Source organism: Erysipelatoclostridium sp. AM42-17, from assembly GCF_003480255.1.
Taxonomy (GTDB): domain Bacteria; phylum Bacillota_I; class Bacilli_A; order Erysipelotrichales; family Coprobacillaceae; genus Faecalibacillus.
This window is the reverse complement of the sequence record NZ_QUIN01000025.1, coordinates 1-18,583: the sequence shown is the minus strand read 5'-3', so window position 1 is coordinate 18,583 and position 18,583 is coordinate 1. Positions and strand designations below refer to the sequence as shown.

The window sequence follows — 18,583 nt, the reverse complement described above, 5'->3', positions numbered from 1 at the left end:
TTTTACTCACAAAACAAGACAAAATTTCGTCTTATTTTTTCCTTTAATTTTGCAAGAGAACAAGGACGAGAATAATAAAAACCTTGAATATAATCCGGATTCATTTTTAATATGCGATTAAGTTCATCCTTTTTCTCAATTCCCTCGATACAAATTTTCCCTTCAACACCATGAATCATATCAATAATATAAGATAATAATATATTTTCATATTCATTAGTAAGTGCATTTTTCATGAGTTGACGGTCAATTTTAATATAGTCTGGATTTAACTTATAAATATAATGAAAATTAGAATAACCTGTTCCAAAATCATCAATGGCAAGCAGTATACCACGATCTTTTATTTTTTTACAAAACCTAGAAAAATACTCATCACTTTTTACAAAGCCACTTTCCGTAAGTTCAATAACAAGTCGATTTTTTTCTACTTGATATTGATTAATTATGTCAATAATATCATCTAATGCCTGTGATTTTAAAACCTGAACATAAGATAAATTAACATGTACCAAAATATGTGGGCATAAATCTTTTAACTCAACCAATGCTTGCAAAGATTTTTCTAAAACCCATTTGCCAACCGGAATAATAAGATTACTTTCTTCAAGCAAAGGAATAAACTCACCTGGGGAAACAGTTCCAAATTCATCACAATGAAAACGCAACAATGATTCCATACTGTAAAAAACAAGTTTATTGACATCAATAATTGGTTGGAAATAAACTTCAAATCCTTCAAAATTATCTTTAACAGCTTTATGTAATATCTTTGTTAATTCTGTTTTTCTCAATGCAACTTGGTAATCAGCTTCATTATATACATAATAGCGATTTTTGCCTTCTTTCTTAGCCTTATTTAAAGCAAACTCACTCCATTTCATCATTGTATTATAACTGCTAGTTGGATAATCTTCAAAAAGCAAAATACCTGCAGAAATCGTAAAATAGACATTATAGTTAATTGATTCAATAAATTGCGAAATTTCATTTCTAATATTATTAAATAGACAAATCGCTTCTTCTTGTCTACTTTCCAAATCAATAATGATATATTCATCACCAACAACTTTATAAAGATGTTGATGCTTAGCTAGATGTTTTCTTAAACATTTAGCTGTTTCCTTTAAGATATAATCCCCATATTTTAAACCGAATTTTTCATTAATTAGTTTAAAATGATCAATACCTAATCGTAAAATAAACCCTTGGCTATAGTTTTCCTTAAGAGGAAGAATTAGATTTCTAAGAGTATTTTCTCTTAGCAAACCACTAGCATTATCAGCCATTTGTGATTTACCAATTTCATTAACACACCCTATAATATAATTCACATTTCCATCTTCATCACAAATTGCTCGTCCACGACAATTTATCCAAATAGGAAGATTCTTTTGATCTAACCAACGATAATTTAAACTGTGAAATTCTTTTTCTTTCTTTATCAGTTTATTTAAATCTAAGACCAAACCATCATAATCTTTATAAAAAACAAATTGCTTATGAACTTCAATAGGATTAGAAAATTCATAACTTGGTATTTTAAACCTTTTCATAGCATGAGGAGATATAAAATATGTATCATTTTTGATGTCAATCAAATAAAGATAATCATCTATACAAGTATCCAACAAACAAATCATATTTTTATAGTCATTAACATCAAATTTACACATATTAAACTCTCTCCTTATTTTAAGTTCTATAATAAAGAATAACACATTAAAACTTGATAATCTAGTATGCCTAGACAAATAGCCAAAAAAGTAAGCAATAAACCACATTATTTTTTATATAACAAGAAACAAGTTATAAAATCTATCAAACATCTAGTTCAAAATCCTCATTACTGTACCATAAACCATCTATAATAAATTGCGTATATATCACTCTAGCTATATAAAAAAGTAGTCAACCAATAAAAGATATTTTACTGGTATGACTACTTTGCATTCTATTTAACAACAATGTTTACAATTTTATTTTTTACTACTATAACTTTGACAATATTTTTATCTTGAGTATGTGCTTGTACATTTTCTTGAGCAAACGCTAATTCTTTAACTGTTTCATCATCAGCATCCTTAGCCACTTCAATTTTAGCTCTTAATTTCCCATTAACTTGAATACCCATTTGTACAGTATCGCTTACTAACATTTTTTCATCATAAGTAGGCCATGCTTCATAAGCAATTGATTGATCATGTCCTAATAATTGCCACATTTCTTCACAAATATGTGGAGCAATACAAGAAAGCATTTTAATAAAGTTATATGCATATTCTTTATAAACAGTCGGTGCTTTATAACATTCATTAATGAAAATCATCATTTGTGAAATAGCAGTATTGAAACCTAATTTTTCAAAATCTTCAGTTACTTTCTTTACTGTTTGATGATATACACGATCTAAGTGATGATCATTTTCATCACTTAATTTATCTTGTTCAATAAATAAACGATAAACACGATCTAACCATTTACGTGAACCATCTAATCCATTTGTAGACCAAGGAAGAGAGGCTTCAAGTGGTCCCATAAACATTTCATATAAACGAAGTGAATCGGCTCCATGACTAGCTACAATATCATCTGGATTAACGACATTTCCTCTTGATTTTGACATTTTTTCATTATTATCACCAAGAATCATTCCTTGATGTACTAAACGTTGCCAAGGTTCTTTACATTTTACAACACCACAGTCATATAAAACTTTATGCCAGAAACGAGAATAAAGTAAATGTAAAACTGCATGTTCTGCTCCACCTACATATAAATCAACAGGTAACCATTTTTCTAATAGTTTTGGATCACAAATTTGTTCACTATTATGTGGATCAATATAACGAATATAATACCAACAAGATCCAGCCCATTGAGGCATGGTATTTGTTTCACGGCGACCCTTTTGTCCATCGATTTCTACTTCTAACCAATCTTCACAGTTAGCTAATGGTGATTCTCCACTAGCATGAGGTTGGAAATTCTTTGTTGCTGGTAATTCTAATGGTAGTTCATCAAGAGGAACTGTTCTCATTGAACCATCTTCCATATGTACAATAGGAATTGGCTCACCCCAATAACGTTGTCTAGAGAATAACCAGTCTCTTAATTTATAAGAAATTTTCTTTTGACCACAGTGATTTTCTTCTAACCAAGCAACCATTTTATCAATAGCTTCTTGTTTTCCTAATCCATTTAGCCATTCTGAATTGATATGAACGCCATCTTCAGTATAAGCAGCTTCTTCAACATTACCACCTTCTAGTACCGGAATAATATCAATACCAAATTTCTTAGCAAATTCCCAGTCACGATCATCATGTGCAGGTACCGCCATAATTGCTCCTGTTCCATAGCTTGCAAGTACATAATCTGAAATCCAAATTGGAATTTTTTTATCATTAACAGGATTAATTGCATAAGCTCCTGTAAAGACTCCTGTTTTATCTTTATTCAATTCTGTTCTTTCAAGATCCGATTTACTTGCACATGCTTTTTTATAAGCTTCTACTGGTTCTTTTTGACTTGCTGTTGTAATTTCTTCAACATAAGGATGTTCTGGAGCCATAACGCAATATGTTGCTCCAAATAATGTATCACATCTTGTTGTAAAGACAGTAAATACTTTATTTGTACCATCAATTTTAAAATCAACATTGGCACCAATTGATTTTCCAATCCAATTACGTTGCATTTGTTTTGTTGCTTCTGGCCAATCTAAATCATCTAAATCAGCTAATAATCTTTCAGCATATTCAGTAATTCTTAATACCCATTGTCTCATTGGTTTACGAATAACCGGATATCCCCCACGTTCACTTTTACCATCAATAACTTCTTCATTCGCTAAAACAGCTTTTAATTCAGGACACCAGTTAACTGGAATTTCATCAATATAGGCTAATCCTTGATCATATAATTTGGTAAAAATCCATTGTGTCCATTTATAGTATTCTGGATCACTTGTTGCAATTTCACGATCCCAATCATAAGAAAAACCTAATGATTTGATTTGTTTTCTAAATACATCAATATTTTTCTTTGTAAATTCAGCAGGATGGTGTCCTGTTTGAATAGCAAATTGTTCTGCTGGTAATCCAAATGAATCAAATCCCATTGGATGTAATACATTATATCCTTGCATTCTTTTCATTCTTGATACAATATCTGTTGCAGTATATCCTTCTGGATGTCCTACATGTAAACCATTTCCTGAAGGATATGGGAACATATCCATACAATAATATTTGGGTTTACTATCATCATAACAGTCAGTTTTAAATATTTTATGTTCATCCCAATATTTTTGCCACTTAGGCTCTATTTTTTTGTGATCAAACGGCATCTTTTATTCCTCCTTAAAATATAAAAAGCCGTCCATCTAAGGACGACTTTAATCGCGTTACCACCTTAGTTCATGATATACTATCATGCACCTCAAAACTTTAACGCAGTTAACGTCATTTACTACTTCTATTTCATAAATGCATCTCCTAGGCGAGTTCACAAGCATCATAATCAGTTTCCACCAACCACTGACTCTCTAAATATCATGTCTTTGCTAATACTCCTAATCACAGATTTTCTAAATCTTTTTTATTATATCATAACCTAATGAATATGCAATATGATTTTTATATATTCAAATCCAACTTTTTTATCTTATCACTTACAAAAACAATACTTAAGCCAATTAAAGAAATTAAACTTGCTATCAACAATACCGTTTTTACAGATAACACATCGAGGAGAATCCCACCACACAAATCCGCAAAAATACCAGCCAATGTCATCGCCATTGTTATTAGGGCTTGTCCCTTTAATTGATCTTCACTTTGGATATTATCTCGTACATAATAGACCGATGCTGGAATAAATAAAGCATACGCAAAAATTTGTACACATTGAGCCACATAAATGATTGCTATATTAGAGGCTAAAAATGTAAGTAAATGTTTAACGAAGAACATGCTTACAGAGATTTTCATTAATGTATTCGTTTTAATCACTTTATTAATTTTATTAAACAAAAACATCATCGGTAGTTCTACTACTGAAGCAATAAATATTGCTTTTGACATATGTGACGCCCCACCACCTAAGTTTTTTATAATTTGAATTAAATAATGATTAATAAAAGTATGATTAAAGAAAATCAAAATAATTCCCACTAAAAAGCAAGTAAAAAACTTATATTTCTTTAAAAAAGTGATTGTTGATTCTTTTAGATGATGATTATGATGATACTCTTGAACTGTCTCAGTATAATGATATTTTTTTAAAATAAGCATTAAAAAAGCAAAATCAATAACATATAACAAAGGTAACAAAGAAACATCATATACACTCAACAAGTAACCTATCATTAATGATGTTAGTGCATAAGAAAGTGAGCCTAAACCTCTAGCGACACCATAAATAATATGAATTTCTTGATATTCAAAAGCCAAAGAATTCATTAAAGACATCATAGCCATGACTATTGCTAACACAAAAATAACACACCCTATCAAAACAATAGCATATTGATTAAATAAAAATAATATGATTGAAAAAATAAGAACAGTTCCCGTTAAATACAATAGCGTTTTCTTTACTTTTGCATTTTGATACTTTTCTATATAATCTATCAATATCGGTTGTAATAAAACAGATAAAACTTGGCTCATTGCTAGAACAATGCCAATCATTGTATTGGAAAGTCCTTGACTTAAAAGATAAACCGAAATATAGCCAACAACAATACAATATCCAGCATAATAGAAAACAGTATTCAAAGCGTATAATAAATTAAATTTCAATTGAAGTTTCTTCATGATATTCACTTATTTCTATCATTCCTGATAGTTTTTTAATGTTTTCCTGTCCTTTTACTAATTGACCTAATTCATATAAGCCAGGATAAGGTCCAAAATCATCATAATAAAAAACCAGATTATGCCATGGTTCAAAATAGGCTAATGTTGTTATCCCACCACTTGCTAGTGGTGTCTTTTGAGTTTTAATTTTTTTTGGCAGATAAGTTATTTTTTCATTATGAGCATAGTTTTCTACTTCTTGATTAAGTGGCAAGAGAGCTATTAAATCTCGTGCTGCTTGACTATGATTCAACTTATAAATAACTATTTTATCTTGATTTTTAATTTGTATATATTCGTTCATTTTATCCCATCCTATTTCCTAATCGATATGCTTCATTATACTTTTCTTGATCAAGATGTTTTTCGCCAACTTTTCCTTTGCATCCTCCAGCTAAAACTACTCCTAAACTTTTCCACTTAAGTTGCTTGTTTAAAAAATGATAGAATGCTAAAGGTTGATCAAAAGCATAACTACTTTTACTACCACAAGTCATTAATAATACTGTTTCTTTAAATGGATATTCGTCACGGGTTGAAATAGCATATAGGCGATCGATAAATGCTTTAACCATTGAAGAAAGGGACCAAAAATAAAGAGGTGAAGCAAAAACTAAAACATCGCATTTTAAAAATAAAGAGTATAAATTTTGCATATCATCTTGAATATGACAATGATGATCTCTTTGACATTGTTGACAATTAATACAACCATGTATATTTTTATTTCCTAATAATACAAGATGCACTTCGTTACCTTTTTCTTTTGCTCCATCTGCGAAGCTTTTAGCCAAATGATAGGTATTTCCATTTTTCATACCACTACCAACAATAACTAATATATTTTTCACTTTAACATCCAACTTTCATATAGTCTTCATCACTTACCGGTTCACACCATTCATTTGAACTATCTTTTGCTGGAACACCTAAACAGATATGTGAAAACCAGCTATCTTTGCTTGCTCCATGCCAATGTTTGATTTCTGGAGGAATATTCACAACATCCCCCTCTTTTAAAGCAATCGCTTCTTTTCCTTCTTCTTGATACCAACCATGACCACCGGTTACAATTAAGATTTGTCCACCTTTATGGTGAATATGCCAAAAATTACGACAACCTGATTCAAATGTGACTTGTGATATATGTAATCCTTCTGTTGTTAATCTTTGTAAATAACTTGTTCCTGTAAAATATTTATTATATTTTACATTTTCATCTCCAATACCTAATATTTCTGCATAACCTAAATTTCTTTTCATTATAATATCTCTCCTTGACTTTCGATCACTTGCTTATACCAATCAAATGATTTCTTTTTCATTCTCTTTAAAGTTCCATTTCCGTTATTATCTTTATCTACATAAATCAAACCATAACGTTTTTTCATTTCTCCTGTTCCTGCTGAAACAAGATCAATAATTCCCCAAGGGGTATAACCCATTACTTCAACCCCATCAATTTCAATAGCGTCTTTCATTGCTTGAATATGTGCTTTTAAATATTCGATACGATAATCATCTTGAATTTGTTGATTACTTATCTCATCAACCGCACCCAAGCCATTTTCAACAATAAATAAAGGAAGTTGATAATGATCATAAAGCCAATTTAGATCATAACGTAACCCCAACGGATCAATTTGCCATCCCCAATCACTTGCTTGAACATATTCATTTTTCACTTTGTCTGTATGTTCATTGTAATCAAAGTTAGGTGCATTATGATGGGCCTTATTAACAAATGTAAAGTAATAGCTAAAACCAATATAATCTACGGTTCCTTGTTGTAGGATTTTAAAATCTTCGTCTGTTCTATCTAAAACAAATCCTTTTCTTTCAATATACTTTTCCATATATCTAGGATATTGACCTCGGCAATGAACGTCTAAATACCATCCATTTCTAATCTGCATAGTTTTAGTAGCTGACAGCATATCTTCAGGATTGCAACTATAAGGATAAACAGGAACAACGCCTAACATGCATCCAATTTGAAATTCAGGGTTAATTTGATGCCCTATTTGTACCACTAAAGCTGATGCAACAAGTTCATAATGCGTAGCTTGAATTGCAATTTCTTCACGATTTTCTCCTTCTTTAAAAATAATTCCTGAATTTGTAAAAACAGAAAAATCTCTTTGATAATGAACTTGATTATTAATTTCATTAAACGTCATCCAATATTTCACTTTATCTTTATATCTTTTGAAGCATACTGTTGCGTAATTTTTAAAAAATGTAATTAACTTACGATTACGCCAACCACCATATTTTTTTACTAAATGATAAGGCATTTCAAAATGACTTAATGTAATAACTGGTTCTATTCCATTCTTTAGTAATTCATCAAATAGATCATCATAAAACTGTAACCCAGCTTCATTAGGTTCTAATTCATCCCCTAAAGGAAAAATACGAGTCCACGCAATTGATGTTCTAAAACACTTTAAACCAAGTTCCTTAAACATAACTACATCCTCTTTATAATGATGATAAAAATCGATTGCTTCATGATTAGGATAATTTTCTCCATCTAAAATACCATCCGTAATTTTTCTTTCTACGCCATGTTTTCCAGCAGTCATCACATCAGCAATACTTATTCCTTTACCACCTTCATTCTAACCACCTTCAATTTGATGAGTGGCTACAGCACCACCCCATAAAAAATCTTTTGATATCGTCATATCTATCCCTCCTCAACTGTTATTTTAATCATTATGTTTAAAATAACAAATACTTATATTAAATGTGTTCCCATGCCTTTTATCTATATATAAAATATGATAAACTCATGTTGAGGTGATGAATATGGAATTAAGAGTCTTGCGTTATTTTTTAACAGTTATCGAGGAACAAAGTATCACTCATGCTGCCAATAAACTGCACTTAACCCAACCTACTTTATCAAGACAAATAAAAGAATTAGAAGATGAATTGGGTAAGCAACTATTCATTAGAGGAAATCGACAAATCACACTTACTGATGATGGTTATCTTTTAAAAAAAAGAGCCGAAGAATTAGTTGAACTTGCTGACAAAACCTTAAAAGAAATGACAATGAATGATCAAAACTTAAGTGGCGAAATCGTGATAGGTAGTGGTGAAACAATATGTATAGAACCTATTTTCAAATGTATTAGAGAACTTCAAAAGCAATACCCTCATATTCAATTTCATATTATTAGTGGTACGAAAGATGATTTACAAGACCTCCTTGACCAAGGTCTCGTAGATTTTAGTATTATCATTGATAATGTTGATAAGGCAAAGTATCATTATCATACCTTGCCATCTTATGACCAGTTTTGTATTCTTACTAGATATGATGATTCTCTTGCTTTAAAAGATATGATTAAAGAAGATGATTTAAAAGATCTTCCTCTTATCGTTTCTAAGCAAGCTTTAAAAGATCATTATTTACCCCACTATATTCAAGATTCACAAATTGTTTCTACTTATAATTTATCTTTTAATGCATCTTTAATGGTAAAACAAAAAATGGGATATGCTTTAGTCTTAAAACATTTAAATTATCATCCAGAACTCACAACAATTCCACTACAAAATAGTGAAAAATTGAAATGGCACATTATATGGAAAAGACAAGCTATTCTAAAACCTGTTCAAAAGATTTTTATTGATTATTTAATGAAATATATAAATTAAACTATTTTCCTTTTAACCCATCAATAATATTCATCTTTTTAATTTTGAGCGCTGGAATGGTACTACTTATAAAAGTTAATAAAAATGCTACAGCATATACAATAATCAGACTTTTCTTATCTAATACAAGTAAGTGTAATGATTGTCCTAAAGAATGACTAATCATTTCATTTAAACTTTCACTTGTTATTTGTAAAAATAAATAAGCATTTATAAAAGCTACATTCATAATAATCAAGCCTTGAAAATAGACTAATAGCATAACTTGTAGCAATGAGGCTCCCAAACTACGTAAAATAGAAAAATAATGTTCCTTTTTGATGACAATAAGATATAAAATCTCACCAATTAAAAAACAGCAAGAAACAATAGCCAACAAACTAAAGCATAATAAAATAAGCTCTAATTTATTTATTTGTTGATCAATTGTACGGGTTATTTGCTGATTAGTTTTTTTAAAATTTAACTCATTATATTCTTTTACTAATTGATGAATATCTTTATCTTGATTAATAAATACTAAAGCAATATTTCCCCTCTTCAACTGAAATAATTCATTAATATGATCCATATTAGCCATTTCTTTAAAATAAAGAGTATCAAGTAATGTATTTTCTTGACTCACACCTACTATTTTAACTTTTATACTTTTTATTTGATTATAATATTGATAATGTATATAGATTTCTTTATTTAATAAGTTTTGATGAGCAAGACGCTTTAAATGCTGGTATGTTGACTGGCTTAAAACAATTTCCTTATTATTACGATATAATCGTCCTTTTTTTAGCATATTGGACGTTATTTTTTGTGTGCAATCCCCGATGTAGATTGTTTTTTGTTCTTGATATTGAGATAACATAGAAACACCTAGCATTTCTACTTGACTGTTTTCTAGATAGCGTTGCGTTATGGTATGTGTTTGTAATTTTTTTAAATCATCTATCGAAAAAAAATCATTATTCTTTTTGGTAACTTTGATTTGAGTCGTTGGAATAAGTTGATTAATTTGTTTTTTTAATTGCATGCGGGTACTAGAACTTAAAGTAAAGGTTGCTAATATACAAATCAAAGATAACGAAACTAAAAAAGTCATCATGGTATTTAAACGAAATGATGACTTGAAATATTGATAAATCAAGTGAATATAACTCTTTTTTCTTAGTTTTTCATGAGTCAATTGATATAAATGTAATTCTTTTTTATCTAATGTTTTGAATTTTCCATGTTCTAACTTTAATAAAACATCATGATACTGATAGGCTAAATATTGATCATGAGTAATAACGATAACCAATGCTTGTTTAGATAAGTCGTATAACATTTTAAAAATCATTTTACTGTTATTTAAATCTAAAGATCCTGTTGGTTCATCACATAAAATAATAGGACTTTGACTTAACATGGATCTTGCCAGCGCAATCCGTTGTTTTTGTCCTCCAGATACTTTAGAGAGATATCTTTTCTTTAAATCATTTAGTCCTAAATCATCTATAAGGTGTTTTTCTTTTTTTAAAGAAAGACATTTTTTTAAATATCTAACAATTTGATAATTATCTTTAACTGTCATATTTTCAATCAAATTATAATTTTGAAATAAAAAACTGATATATTTTCTTCGATAATGTTTGCATTTTTGTATATCTTGATGATTTATTAAAACTTCTCCTTGATACTTATCATCCAATCCTCCTAATATATGTAACAATGTAGACTTTCCACAACCACTTTCACCTAAAATAACATACATCCCTTTACTAGAAAAAGTATAGTTTAAATCATCTATAATGATATCATCATATTCTTTATATAAATGTCTAATTTCAAGCATTTTATTCCTCCTTTAACAGTTGAACAACATCTATTCTTTTTAATTGTATAATTCCAAGCAAATAGACAACAAATCCTATAAATATATATGTAATAAAGCAAAGAATGTATAAATCATATTGATTGTAAAATAATGTTGGTAAGACAAATAATTGATTGATGTTAAAAATACGAGATGAAAATTTGAATATTTGTCCAATATTATAAGCAAGTACCATCATGGTACTACTAAAAATACCATTTATGATTATCAGCCCACTTATTTCTTTAAATAATAATTGGTACATTTCTCGTGTTGTTAAACCATTGGCTAAAAGCATGGCATATTCTTTTTGTTGTTCAAATAAAATGGTTAATACAATGAATAAAATCAAAATGATTGAAATTATGATACTGATTGTGATAAATATTCTTGCTACAAATCGAAATAACTTTAACATTTCCTGATAACTTTTATATTCTTCTAAAGCCAGACAAATTCCTTGATAATGTTGTGGTAATTTCTGAATATACTTTTTAACACTTTGTTGAGGATAAAAATAACATTGATAATCATTAAGTAACTGTTTTTTTAACAAAGCTGGCATATGCATTGGGGTATAATAAATCATTGGTGTTTTCAAATGGTCATCAATAATATCCTTTACAATCCATTGATATTTCTTGTTGTTATAGCAATAAATGAGTTGAGAGCCTTTTTTGAAACCTTTTTTAGCTGCAAAACGATTGATAATGATTTGGTTTCTTTTTAAATTTTGTATCGGTTCACTTTGAAATGACGGTAATTTGTCAATATTTCCTGCTTCTAATGATAATAAAGATAAAAAATGATACTTTTTTCTTTCTTGTTGAGAAATTTTTTCATGATCTTCTTTTGTAATAATAACAAGATTATGATTAACTGTTTCTAGATACTGATTTCGATAGTATAATTGCATTCCATGTAATCCTGTTATCATATAAGTAATCGCAACAATCATAAAAATTTGTGATAATAGAATCATTAAAATCTTTTTCTTTTGATATTTTAAAAATTGTATTAAATAATATAACATCGACTTGATATTTTTAGTATTTGGATAATAAAAGCCATATTTTTGTTTGAAAAAGATGTATTGTGATTGAAGGTGATTAAAATCAATAATTTTATCAGTATAACGATATAATAAATTTTGATCATGGCTTACCATAACAATTAAATGTCGCTGACTATATTTTTTTAAAAATTGAAAAATAAGAATTTTATTTTCTTTGTTTAATGATGCGGTAGGCTCATCTAAAAAAATGATAGGAGAATGGCATAAAATAGCTCGAATAAAAGCTATACGTTGTTTTTGTCCACCTGATAAATCTCGTACATTCTTATATTTGACATCATTTAATTCAAAGTAAGTTAATAACTTTTCAACTTCTTTTTCATTATAATCAATCCCCTTTATCCAACAATAAACCAAACAATTATGATAAACATCCATATATTCAAATAATCGATAATTTTGATAAACAAAAGAAATATAATCTTTACGATATTGACCTAAATCATCAAATTCTTTTAAATTTTTTCCATCAATAAATATATCTCCTAAATATTTTTGATCTAAACCACTTAAAATATTGAGCAAAGAAGATTTACCACAACCACTTTCTCCAACAATCCCAATTAACCCTGTCTCTGGAAACTTAATAGTCAAATCTTCAAATAAAAACTGCTCATCAAATTTCTTTGTTAAATGTTTTATTTCTAACACCATATCATCCCTCCTCATGTTATAATATGCTTGGTGATAAAATGAATAAATTTAAATATAGTAATGATAATAAAAGATATTATACATACAATTATTTTTTAAAATCTCGTTATCATAAAAAGATTGCCAAGGTATCTTTAAATGCAGGTTTTACATGTCCTAACAGAGATGGTTCTAAAGGATACGGGGGTTGCATCTTTTGTAGTAGCAGTGGATCAGGAGATTATGCCGGTCATATTCAAGATGACTTATTAACACAATTTAATGATGTTTCATCTATGATGTCACAAAAATGGCCGGGATGTGAGTTTATTGCTTATTTTCAAGCAAACACCAATACGTATGGTCCTTTAGATAAAATAAAAAAGGCTATTGAGCCTTTTTTAGACATGGAAAATGTTAAAGAAATTGCAATTGCAACAAGACCAGATTGCCTATCTAAAGATATTGTTGAATATCTTGCTTCTTTAAAAAAGTATAAAGATATTTATATTGAGCTTGGCTTACAAACAATTCATGACCAAACTGGTCAATTCATCAACCGACAACATACTTATCAAGAATTTTTAGATGGACTTCAACTTTTAAGACATTATAATTTAGAAGTATGTGTTCATATTATTAATGGTCTTCCTTATGAAACAAAAGAAATGATGCTTGAAACCGCAAAGGTTGTTGGACAACTTGATATTCAAGCATTAAAAATACATATGCTATATATTGTAGAAAACACAAAGCTTGCTTCTATTTATAAAGAAAATAAATTCAAAATATTATCCAGAGAAGAATACATAGATTTAGTAGTTGAACAACTTCGATATATAAGAGAAGACATTATCATTGAAAGATTGACTGGTGATGGCAAATTGGATGATCTTATCGCTCCAATGTGGTCTATAAAAAAAGTAACTATCTTAAATGATATTGATAAAAAGATGAAAGAATTAGATTGTTATCAAGGGGATTTATATGTAAAAAATCACTAATCTGACGATTAGTGATTTTTATTATGTTATTCTTCTGTTTCAATTAAACCATAGTCACCATCACGACGACGATATACAATACTAATAGAATTCGATTCTGTATCACGATATACGAAGAATGAGTGACCAATTAATTCCATTTGCATAATAGCTTCTTCCATATCCATTGGTTTTGGATTGATTGTTTTCGTTTTAACTAAAACATCTTCTTCCTCTTCTTCTAGTGGTTCAATAGAAGCCATATTAAATGCAAGTTTATTATCTTTTGATTTTCTATTTAATCTTGTCTTGTATTTTCTAATTTGCCCTTCTAATTTGTCAATTACAGCATCGATTGCATTATATAAATCTTCATCAACAACCTCTGCTCTTAAAAGTACGTACTCAGTAGGAATTGTAACTTCAATTTTTTGTCCATAAGGATAAGTTCTGACTAATACTTTTGCTTCAACGTTATCACTTACAATGAAGTATTTATCTAATTTAGATAACTTATCTGCCACCCTCTTTTCAATTGCTTCAGTGATTTCTACGTTTTTTCCTCTTACTGAAATTTTCATAAGAATTCCTCCTTTTCTATAAGTATATTATACAATAAATCTATCTAAAATCATACTGTAAACCCTTAATTTTTACTTCGAATAAGCGTTAAAAGAAAAAAAACTTGAAATAACCAAGTTTTTTTATCCTAAATATTTTTTTAATATTTCTACCTTATCTAATTTTTCCCAAGGTAAATTTAAATCACCTCGTCCAAAGTGTCCATATGTTGCCGTATTACTATAAATAGGTGCCTTTAAATTTAAAGTATTAATAATACCTCCAGGTGTTAAATCAAATTCATTTTTAATAGCTGATAGAATAACAGCATGACTTACTTTTTCTGTTTCAAATGTATCAATGAAAACAGAAGTTGGTTCTTTTACACCAATAGCATAAGATAATTGAATTTCAATTTTATCACACATTCCTGCAGCAACAATATTTTTAGCAATATATCTTGCCATATAAGCTGCTGAACGGTCTACTTTTGATGGATCTTTACCAGAGAAAGCACCTCCACCATGGCGTGCATATCCTCCATATGTATCAACAATAATCTTTCTTCCTGTTAATCCTGTATCACCATGAGGTCCACCAATGACAAAACGACCTGTTGGATTAATAAGTACCTTATAATCTGTATTTAAGTAATATTTTTCTACAACAGCATCCATAATTTCTTCTTTAATATATTTTTTAAATGCAACTTCATCAAAATCCGGGTCATGTTGAATTGACATAAGAATTGTATCAATACGTGGTTGTGGATTTGTATAATCAATAGTTACTTGTGCTTTCATATCAGGACGTGCCCATTTGAATTCTCCAGAATGTCTTTTTTCAGTAGCATAGCGTACTAAGTGATGAGCAATAGAAATAGCTAAAGGCATATATCCTTCTGTTTCTTTAGAAGCAAAACCAAACATAATTCCTTGATCCCCTGCTCCCCCAACTTCTTCATTTGTTCCTAAAGCAATATCACTTGATTGGGTATCTAAAACAACATTAATTTGACATGTATGATAATCCATTCCTTTATCTTCACTGTCATAACCTATTTTCTTTAAAACATCCCTTGCTACATTTTCATAATCAACCTTAGCAGATGTCGTGATTTCTCCACCAATGACAATTAAATTTGTTGTAGCAAAACATTCACAGGCAACGCGTGAATGAGGATCTTGCTTTAAACATTCATCTAGAATTGCATCACTTATTTGATCACATACTTTATCTGGATGCCCTTCTGATACTGATTCTGATGTAAATAATACTCTTTCTTTCATTTCTTCCTCCATCATTATAAATAAAAAAGCTTCCTAAAGAGAAAGCAGTTAGGAAGCTTTCTCTTATTGTTCAAGATAAACTTGCTAAGTAAGGCACCTTCTAAACAATAGGGTTGCCACCACATCATCGATCTTCATCTCGTGGTTCTTAATAAGAGTCTTTTTTATTGATAATCTTCTTTTTTTAAACTTGTTATTTTTTCAATAAGCTCATCATTTAAACCAATGTCTTGTAAAATATGAGCTATCTTAATTTGATTTTGTTTCCTTTCATCCATAAATCATCACCTATAAATATCTTTTACTTATAAGCTATAAAATATATCAAAAATTCAACAAAAACATAATATTACAAAATAAGATTAAATGCAAGAGAAATAACCACTAACATTATAGCATGATTATCAATACATTTAATCTTATTATTGTATCAATTTTATTCCTTATTATAATAAATCATTATGAGCTACATTTTGTACTTCTAAAACACCTGGAACTTCTTCCATTAAAATTTGTTCCACCCCATCTTTTAATGTGTCATCCAACATAGTACAGCCTGCACATGCACCTAACATTTTTACAAAAACAATTCCATCTTTGAAATCTACATATTCAATATCTCCCCCATCTCTTTGAAGATAAGGTCTTAATTTTTCAATGACTTTCTTAATTTCTTCTACAGTTTTATCCATTTTTTCTTACTCCTTAATTCTTTATACTATTATACTTTAATTCAATTTATAACTTTTTACAATTATTTTGTTTTATTATCTCCTAAAATTATTTTTTTAGCCTTATTCCTATTATAAATTGAATGAAAATATTTTTCATTAACCAATTTAATATGCCTATATTTTGTGTTATAATGACCTCGCAAGGAGTGAGGTCAATGGCAAAAAACATAAAATGTGGTGATATCATAGATGTAAAAATAACTGGTATTCAACCATATGGAGCATTTGCATTATTACCAGATAATTCTACTGGTTTAATTCATATATCAGAGATATCTGATAAATTTGTTAGAAATATTGATAGTTACGTTCATGTTGGGGAATCAGTCAAAGTGAAAATTATCGATTTTGATAATGCAACAAACCATGCTAAATTGAGTTTAAAAGCAATTGATCATCGTTATCGTAGACGTGATAAACGTATCTACTATAAAAATCCACGCAAATTAATCACAGAAACGCCTAAAGGATTTTCGCCTTTAGAGCAAGCAATGGACAAGTGGCTTAAACAAGGTGTAATGGAGGAAAATTAAATGATTACCTTAGATTTATCAAAAGCAAAACTAACTGAAGATTTAGAATCATACAAAGATAAAGTTGCTGAAATTCATGATATGATTCAAAACAAAACTGGTGCAGGTAATGACTTTTTAGGATGGGTAGAATTACCTGAAAACCATGATAAAGCTGAAGTTGAATTAATTAAAGAAACTGCAGCTAAATTAAGAGAAAAAGTAGATGTATTATTAGTTTGCGGTATTGGAGGATCTTATTTAGGAGCACGTGCTGCAATTGAAGCAATCAACGGTCTATATTCAGATGACAAAGTTGAAATTATTTATGTTGGAAATACTTTTTCATCAAATTATATCAAACAAGTAGCAAAATATGTTGAAGACAAAGATTTTGCAATTAATGTTATTTCTAAATCAGGAACAACTACTGAAACTTCTATTTCTTTTAGAATTTTTAAAGAAATGTGTGAAAAGAAATATGGTAAAGAAGGTGCACGTGAAAGAATCGTTGCAACAACAGATAAAGAAAAAGGTGCTCTTAAAAAATTAGCAACTGATGAAGGATATGTTACTTTTGTTGTACCTGATGATGTTGGTGGACGTTATTCTGTTTTAACAGCAGTAGGATTATTCCCAATCGCCATGGCTGGAATCGACATTGACCAAATGTTAAAAGGTGCTAAAGATGCGATGGTTAAATATAATGATGCAAACATCGAAACAAATGATGCTTATCGTTATGGAGTAGCAAGACAAATTTTAAACAAAGCTGGTTATCCTGCTGAAATGTTTGTAACTTATGAATTACAATTAAATAATGTAGCTGAATGGTGGAAACAATTATATGGGGAATCAGAAGGAAAAGAAAATAAAGGTATTTTACCTCATAGTGCTGTATTCTCTACAGATTTACATTCATTAGGACAATTCATTCAAGAAGGATCAAAAGTATTATATGAAACAATTTTCCAAGTTAAAGAACCAAACGGAGATATTGTTATTCCAAGCGATCCAGATGATTTAGATGGTTTAAATTATCTTGCTGGTAAATCAGTTGATTATGTTAATAAAAAAGCATGTGAAGGAACTATTGATGCTCATGTTAATACTGGAAATGTTCCTAATATTCTTATCACTTTAGATAAAATGGATGCATATGGATTTGGTTATATGGTTTATTTCTTCGAAATGTCATGTGCTATGTCTGTATACTTATTAGGAGTGAACCCTTTCAATCAACCAGGTGTTGAAGTTTATAAAAAGAATATGTTCAAATTACTTGGTAAACCAGGATATTAATACGGACAAAAACATAAATGGATGAAATATTCAAAATTTCATCCATTTTTTTATTGACTTCAAAAGAATGAGATGATATTATAAATGGGCACTGGTCAAGGAGGTT

The 18,583-nt window shown here is 29.2% G+C and carries 15 protein-coding genes, 1 pseudogene, 1 riboswitch and 1 other annotated feature; of the genes and pseudogenes, 4 read left to right on the top strand and 12 right to left on the bottom strand.

What is annotated here, in order from left to right; genetic code table 11:
* Positions 1 to 2: 2 nt before the first annotated feature.
* The 7 genes and pseudogenes from DW911_RS09270 to DW911_RS09240 all read right to left on the bottom strand — a co-directional run bounded on the left by DW911_RS09270 (position 3) and on the right by DW911_RS09240 (position 8,554).
* Positions 3 to 1,676, bottom strand: coding sequence for a bifunctional diguanylate cyclase/phosphodiesterase (locus DW911_RS09270; protein WP_158568233.1), 1,674 nt, complete (start codon positions 1,674 to 1,676; stop codon positions 3 to 5).
* Between the two features lie 278 nt (positions 1,677 to 1,954).
* A complete protein-coding gene (gene leuS / locus DW911_RS09265) occupies positions 1,955 to 4,351 on the bottom strand; it encodes a leucine--tRNA ligase (protein WP_118607734.1) in 2,397 nt (798 codons plus the stop codon).
* 35 nt (positions 4,352 to 4,386) lie between these two features.
* Positions 4,387 to 4,593 (bottom strand) — a binding site (T-box leader).
* 47 nt (positions 4,594 to 4,640) lie between these two features.
* A complete protein-coding gene (locus DW911_RS09260; protein ID WP_118433752.1) occupies positions 4,641 to 5,822 on the bottom strand; it encodes an MFS transporter in 1,182 nt (393 codons plus the stop codon).
* Entirely contained in the window at positions 5,797 to 6,168 is a 372-nt protein-coding gene (locus DW911_RS09255; protein ID WP_118433754.1) for a cyclophilin-like fold protein, read from the bottom strand. The genes DW911_RS09260 and DW911_RS09255 overlap by 26 nt, the downstream gene beginning before the upstream one ends.
* Before the next feature lies 1 nt (position 6,169).
* On the bottom strand, positions 6,170 to 6,715 hold the full coding sequence (locus DW911_RS09250) for a flavodoxin family protein (RefSeq protein ID WP_118433756.1): 546 nt from the start codon (positions 6,713 to 6,715) through the stop codon (positions 6,170 to 6,172).
* 1 nt (position 6,716) lies between these two features.
* Positions 6,717 to 7,127, bottom strand: coding sequence for a cupin domain-containing protein (locus DW911_RS09245; RefSeq protein WP_118433758.1), 411 nt, complete (start codon positions 7,125 to 7,127; stop codon positions 6,717 to 6,719).
* Positions 7,127 to 8,554, bottom strand: a pseudogene (locus tag DW911_RS09240) (6-phospho-beta-glucosidase). The gene DW911_RS09245 and the pseudogene DW911_RS09240 overlap by 1 nt, the downstream one beginning before the upstream one ends.
* Before the next feature lie 124 nt (positions 8,555 to 8,678).
* Here DW911_RS09240 and DW911_RS09235 point away from each other — a divergent pair.
* Positions 8,679 to 9,536, top strand: a complete 858-nt coding sequence (locus DW911_RS09235) for a LysR family transcriptional regulator (protein WP_158568235.1) — start codon at positions 8,679 to 8,681, stop codon at positions 9,534 to 9,536.
* Between the two features lies 1 nt (position 9,537).
* On the opposite strand, the gene DW911_RS09230 is transcribed toward DW911_RS09235, so the two are convergent.
* Positions 9,538 to 11,367 carry an ATP-binding cassette domain-containing protein gene (locus DW911_RS09230; RefSeq protein WP_118607733.1) on the bottom strand — a complete coding sequence of 610 codons (1,830 nt, stop codon included), beginning with the start codon at positions 11,365 to 11,367 and terminating at the stop codon, positions 9,538 to 9,540.
* Between the two features lies 1 nt (position 11,368).
* Positions 11,369 to 13,117, bottom strand: a complete 1,749-nt coding sequence (locus DW911_RS09225; RefSeq protein ID WP_158568237.1) for an ABC transporter ATP-binding protein — start codon at positions 13,115 to 13,117, stop codon at positions 11,369 to 11,371.
* Between the two features lie 38 nt (positions 13,118 to 13,155).
* Between DW911_RS09225 and DW911_RS09220 the strand changes: the two genes are divergently transcribed.
* Positions 13,156 to 14,100 carry a TIGR01212 family radical SAM protein gene (locus DW911_RS09220; protein ID WP_118433766.1) on the top strand — a complete coding sequence of 315 codons (945 nt, stop codon included), beginning with the start codon at positions 13,156 to 13,158 and terminating at the stop codon, positions 14,098 to 14,100.
* A gap of 26 nt (positions 14,101 to 14,126) precedes the next feature.
* On the opposite strand, the gene hpf is transcribed toward DW911_RS09220, so the two are convergent.
* From hpf to DW911_RS09205, 3 genes are all read right to left on the bottom strand, one after another.
* Positions 14,127 to 14,660: a ribosome hibernation-promoting factor, HPF/YfiA family gene (gene hpf, locus DW911_RS09215; RefSeq protein ID WP_118433768.1), complete on the bottom strand. Its 534-nt coding sequence runs from the start codon at positions 14,658 to 14,660 to the stop codon at positions 14,127 to 14,129.
* 123 nt (positions 14,661 to 14,783) lie between these two features.
* Positions 14,784 to 15,929 (bottom strand): methionine adenosyltransferase, encoded by a 1,146-nt coding sequence (gene metK / locus DW911_RS09210; RefSeq protein WP_118433770.1) that lies wholly within the window; start codon positions 15,927 to 15,929, stop codon positions 14,784 to 14,786.
* Between the two features lie 60 nt (positions 15,930 to 15,989).
* A riboswitch (SAM riboswitch) is annotated at positions 15,990 to 16,087 on the bottom strand.
* Positions 16,088 to 16,375: 288 nt separating this feature from the next.
* A complete protein-coding gene (locus DW911_RS09205) occupies positions 16,376 to 16,621 on the bottom strand; it encodes a NifU family protein (RefSeq protein ID WP_118433772.1) in 246 nt (81 codons plus the stop codon).
* Positions 16,622 to 16,818: 197 nt separating this feature from the next.
* Between DW911_RS09205 and DW911_RS09200 the strand changes: the two genes are divergently transcribed.
* Positions 16,819 to 17,196: a CvfD/Ygs/GSP13 family RNA-binding post-transcriptional regulator gene (locus tag DW911_RS09200; protein WP_118433774.1), complete on the top strand. Its 378-nt coding sequence runs from the start codon at positions 16,819 to 16,821 to the stop codon at positions 17,194 to 17,196.
* Entirely contained in the window at positions 17,197 to 18,477 is a 1,281-nt protein-coding gene (locus tag DW911_RS09195) for a glucose-6-phosphate isomerase (RefSeq protein WP_118433776.1), read from the top strand.
* Positions 18,478 to 18,583 lie beyond the last annotated feature (106 nt).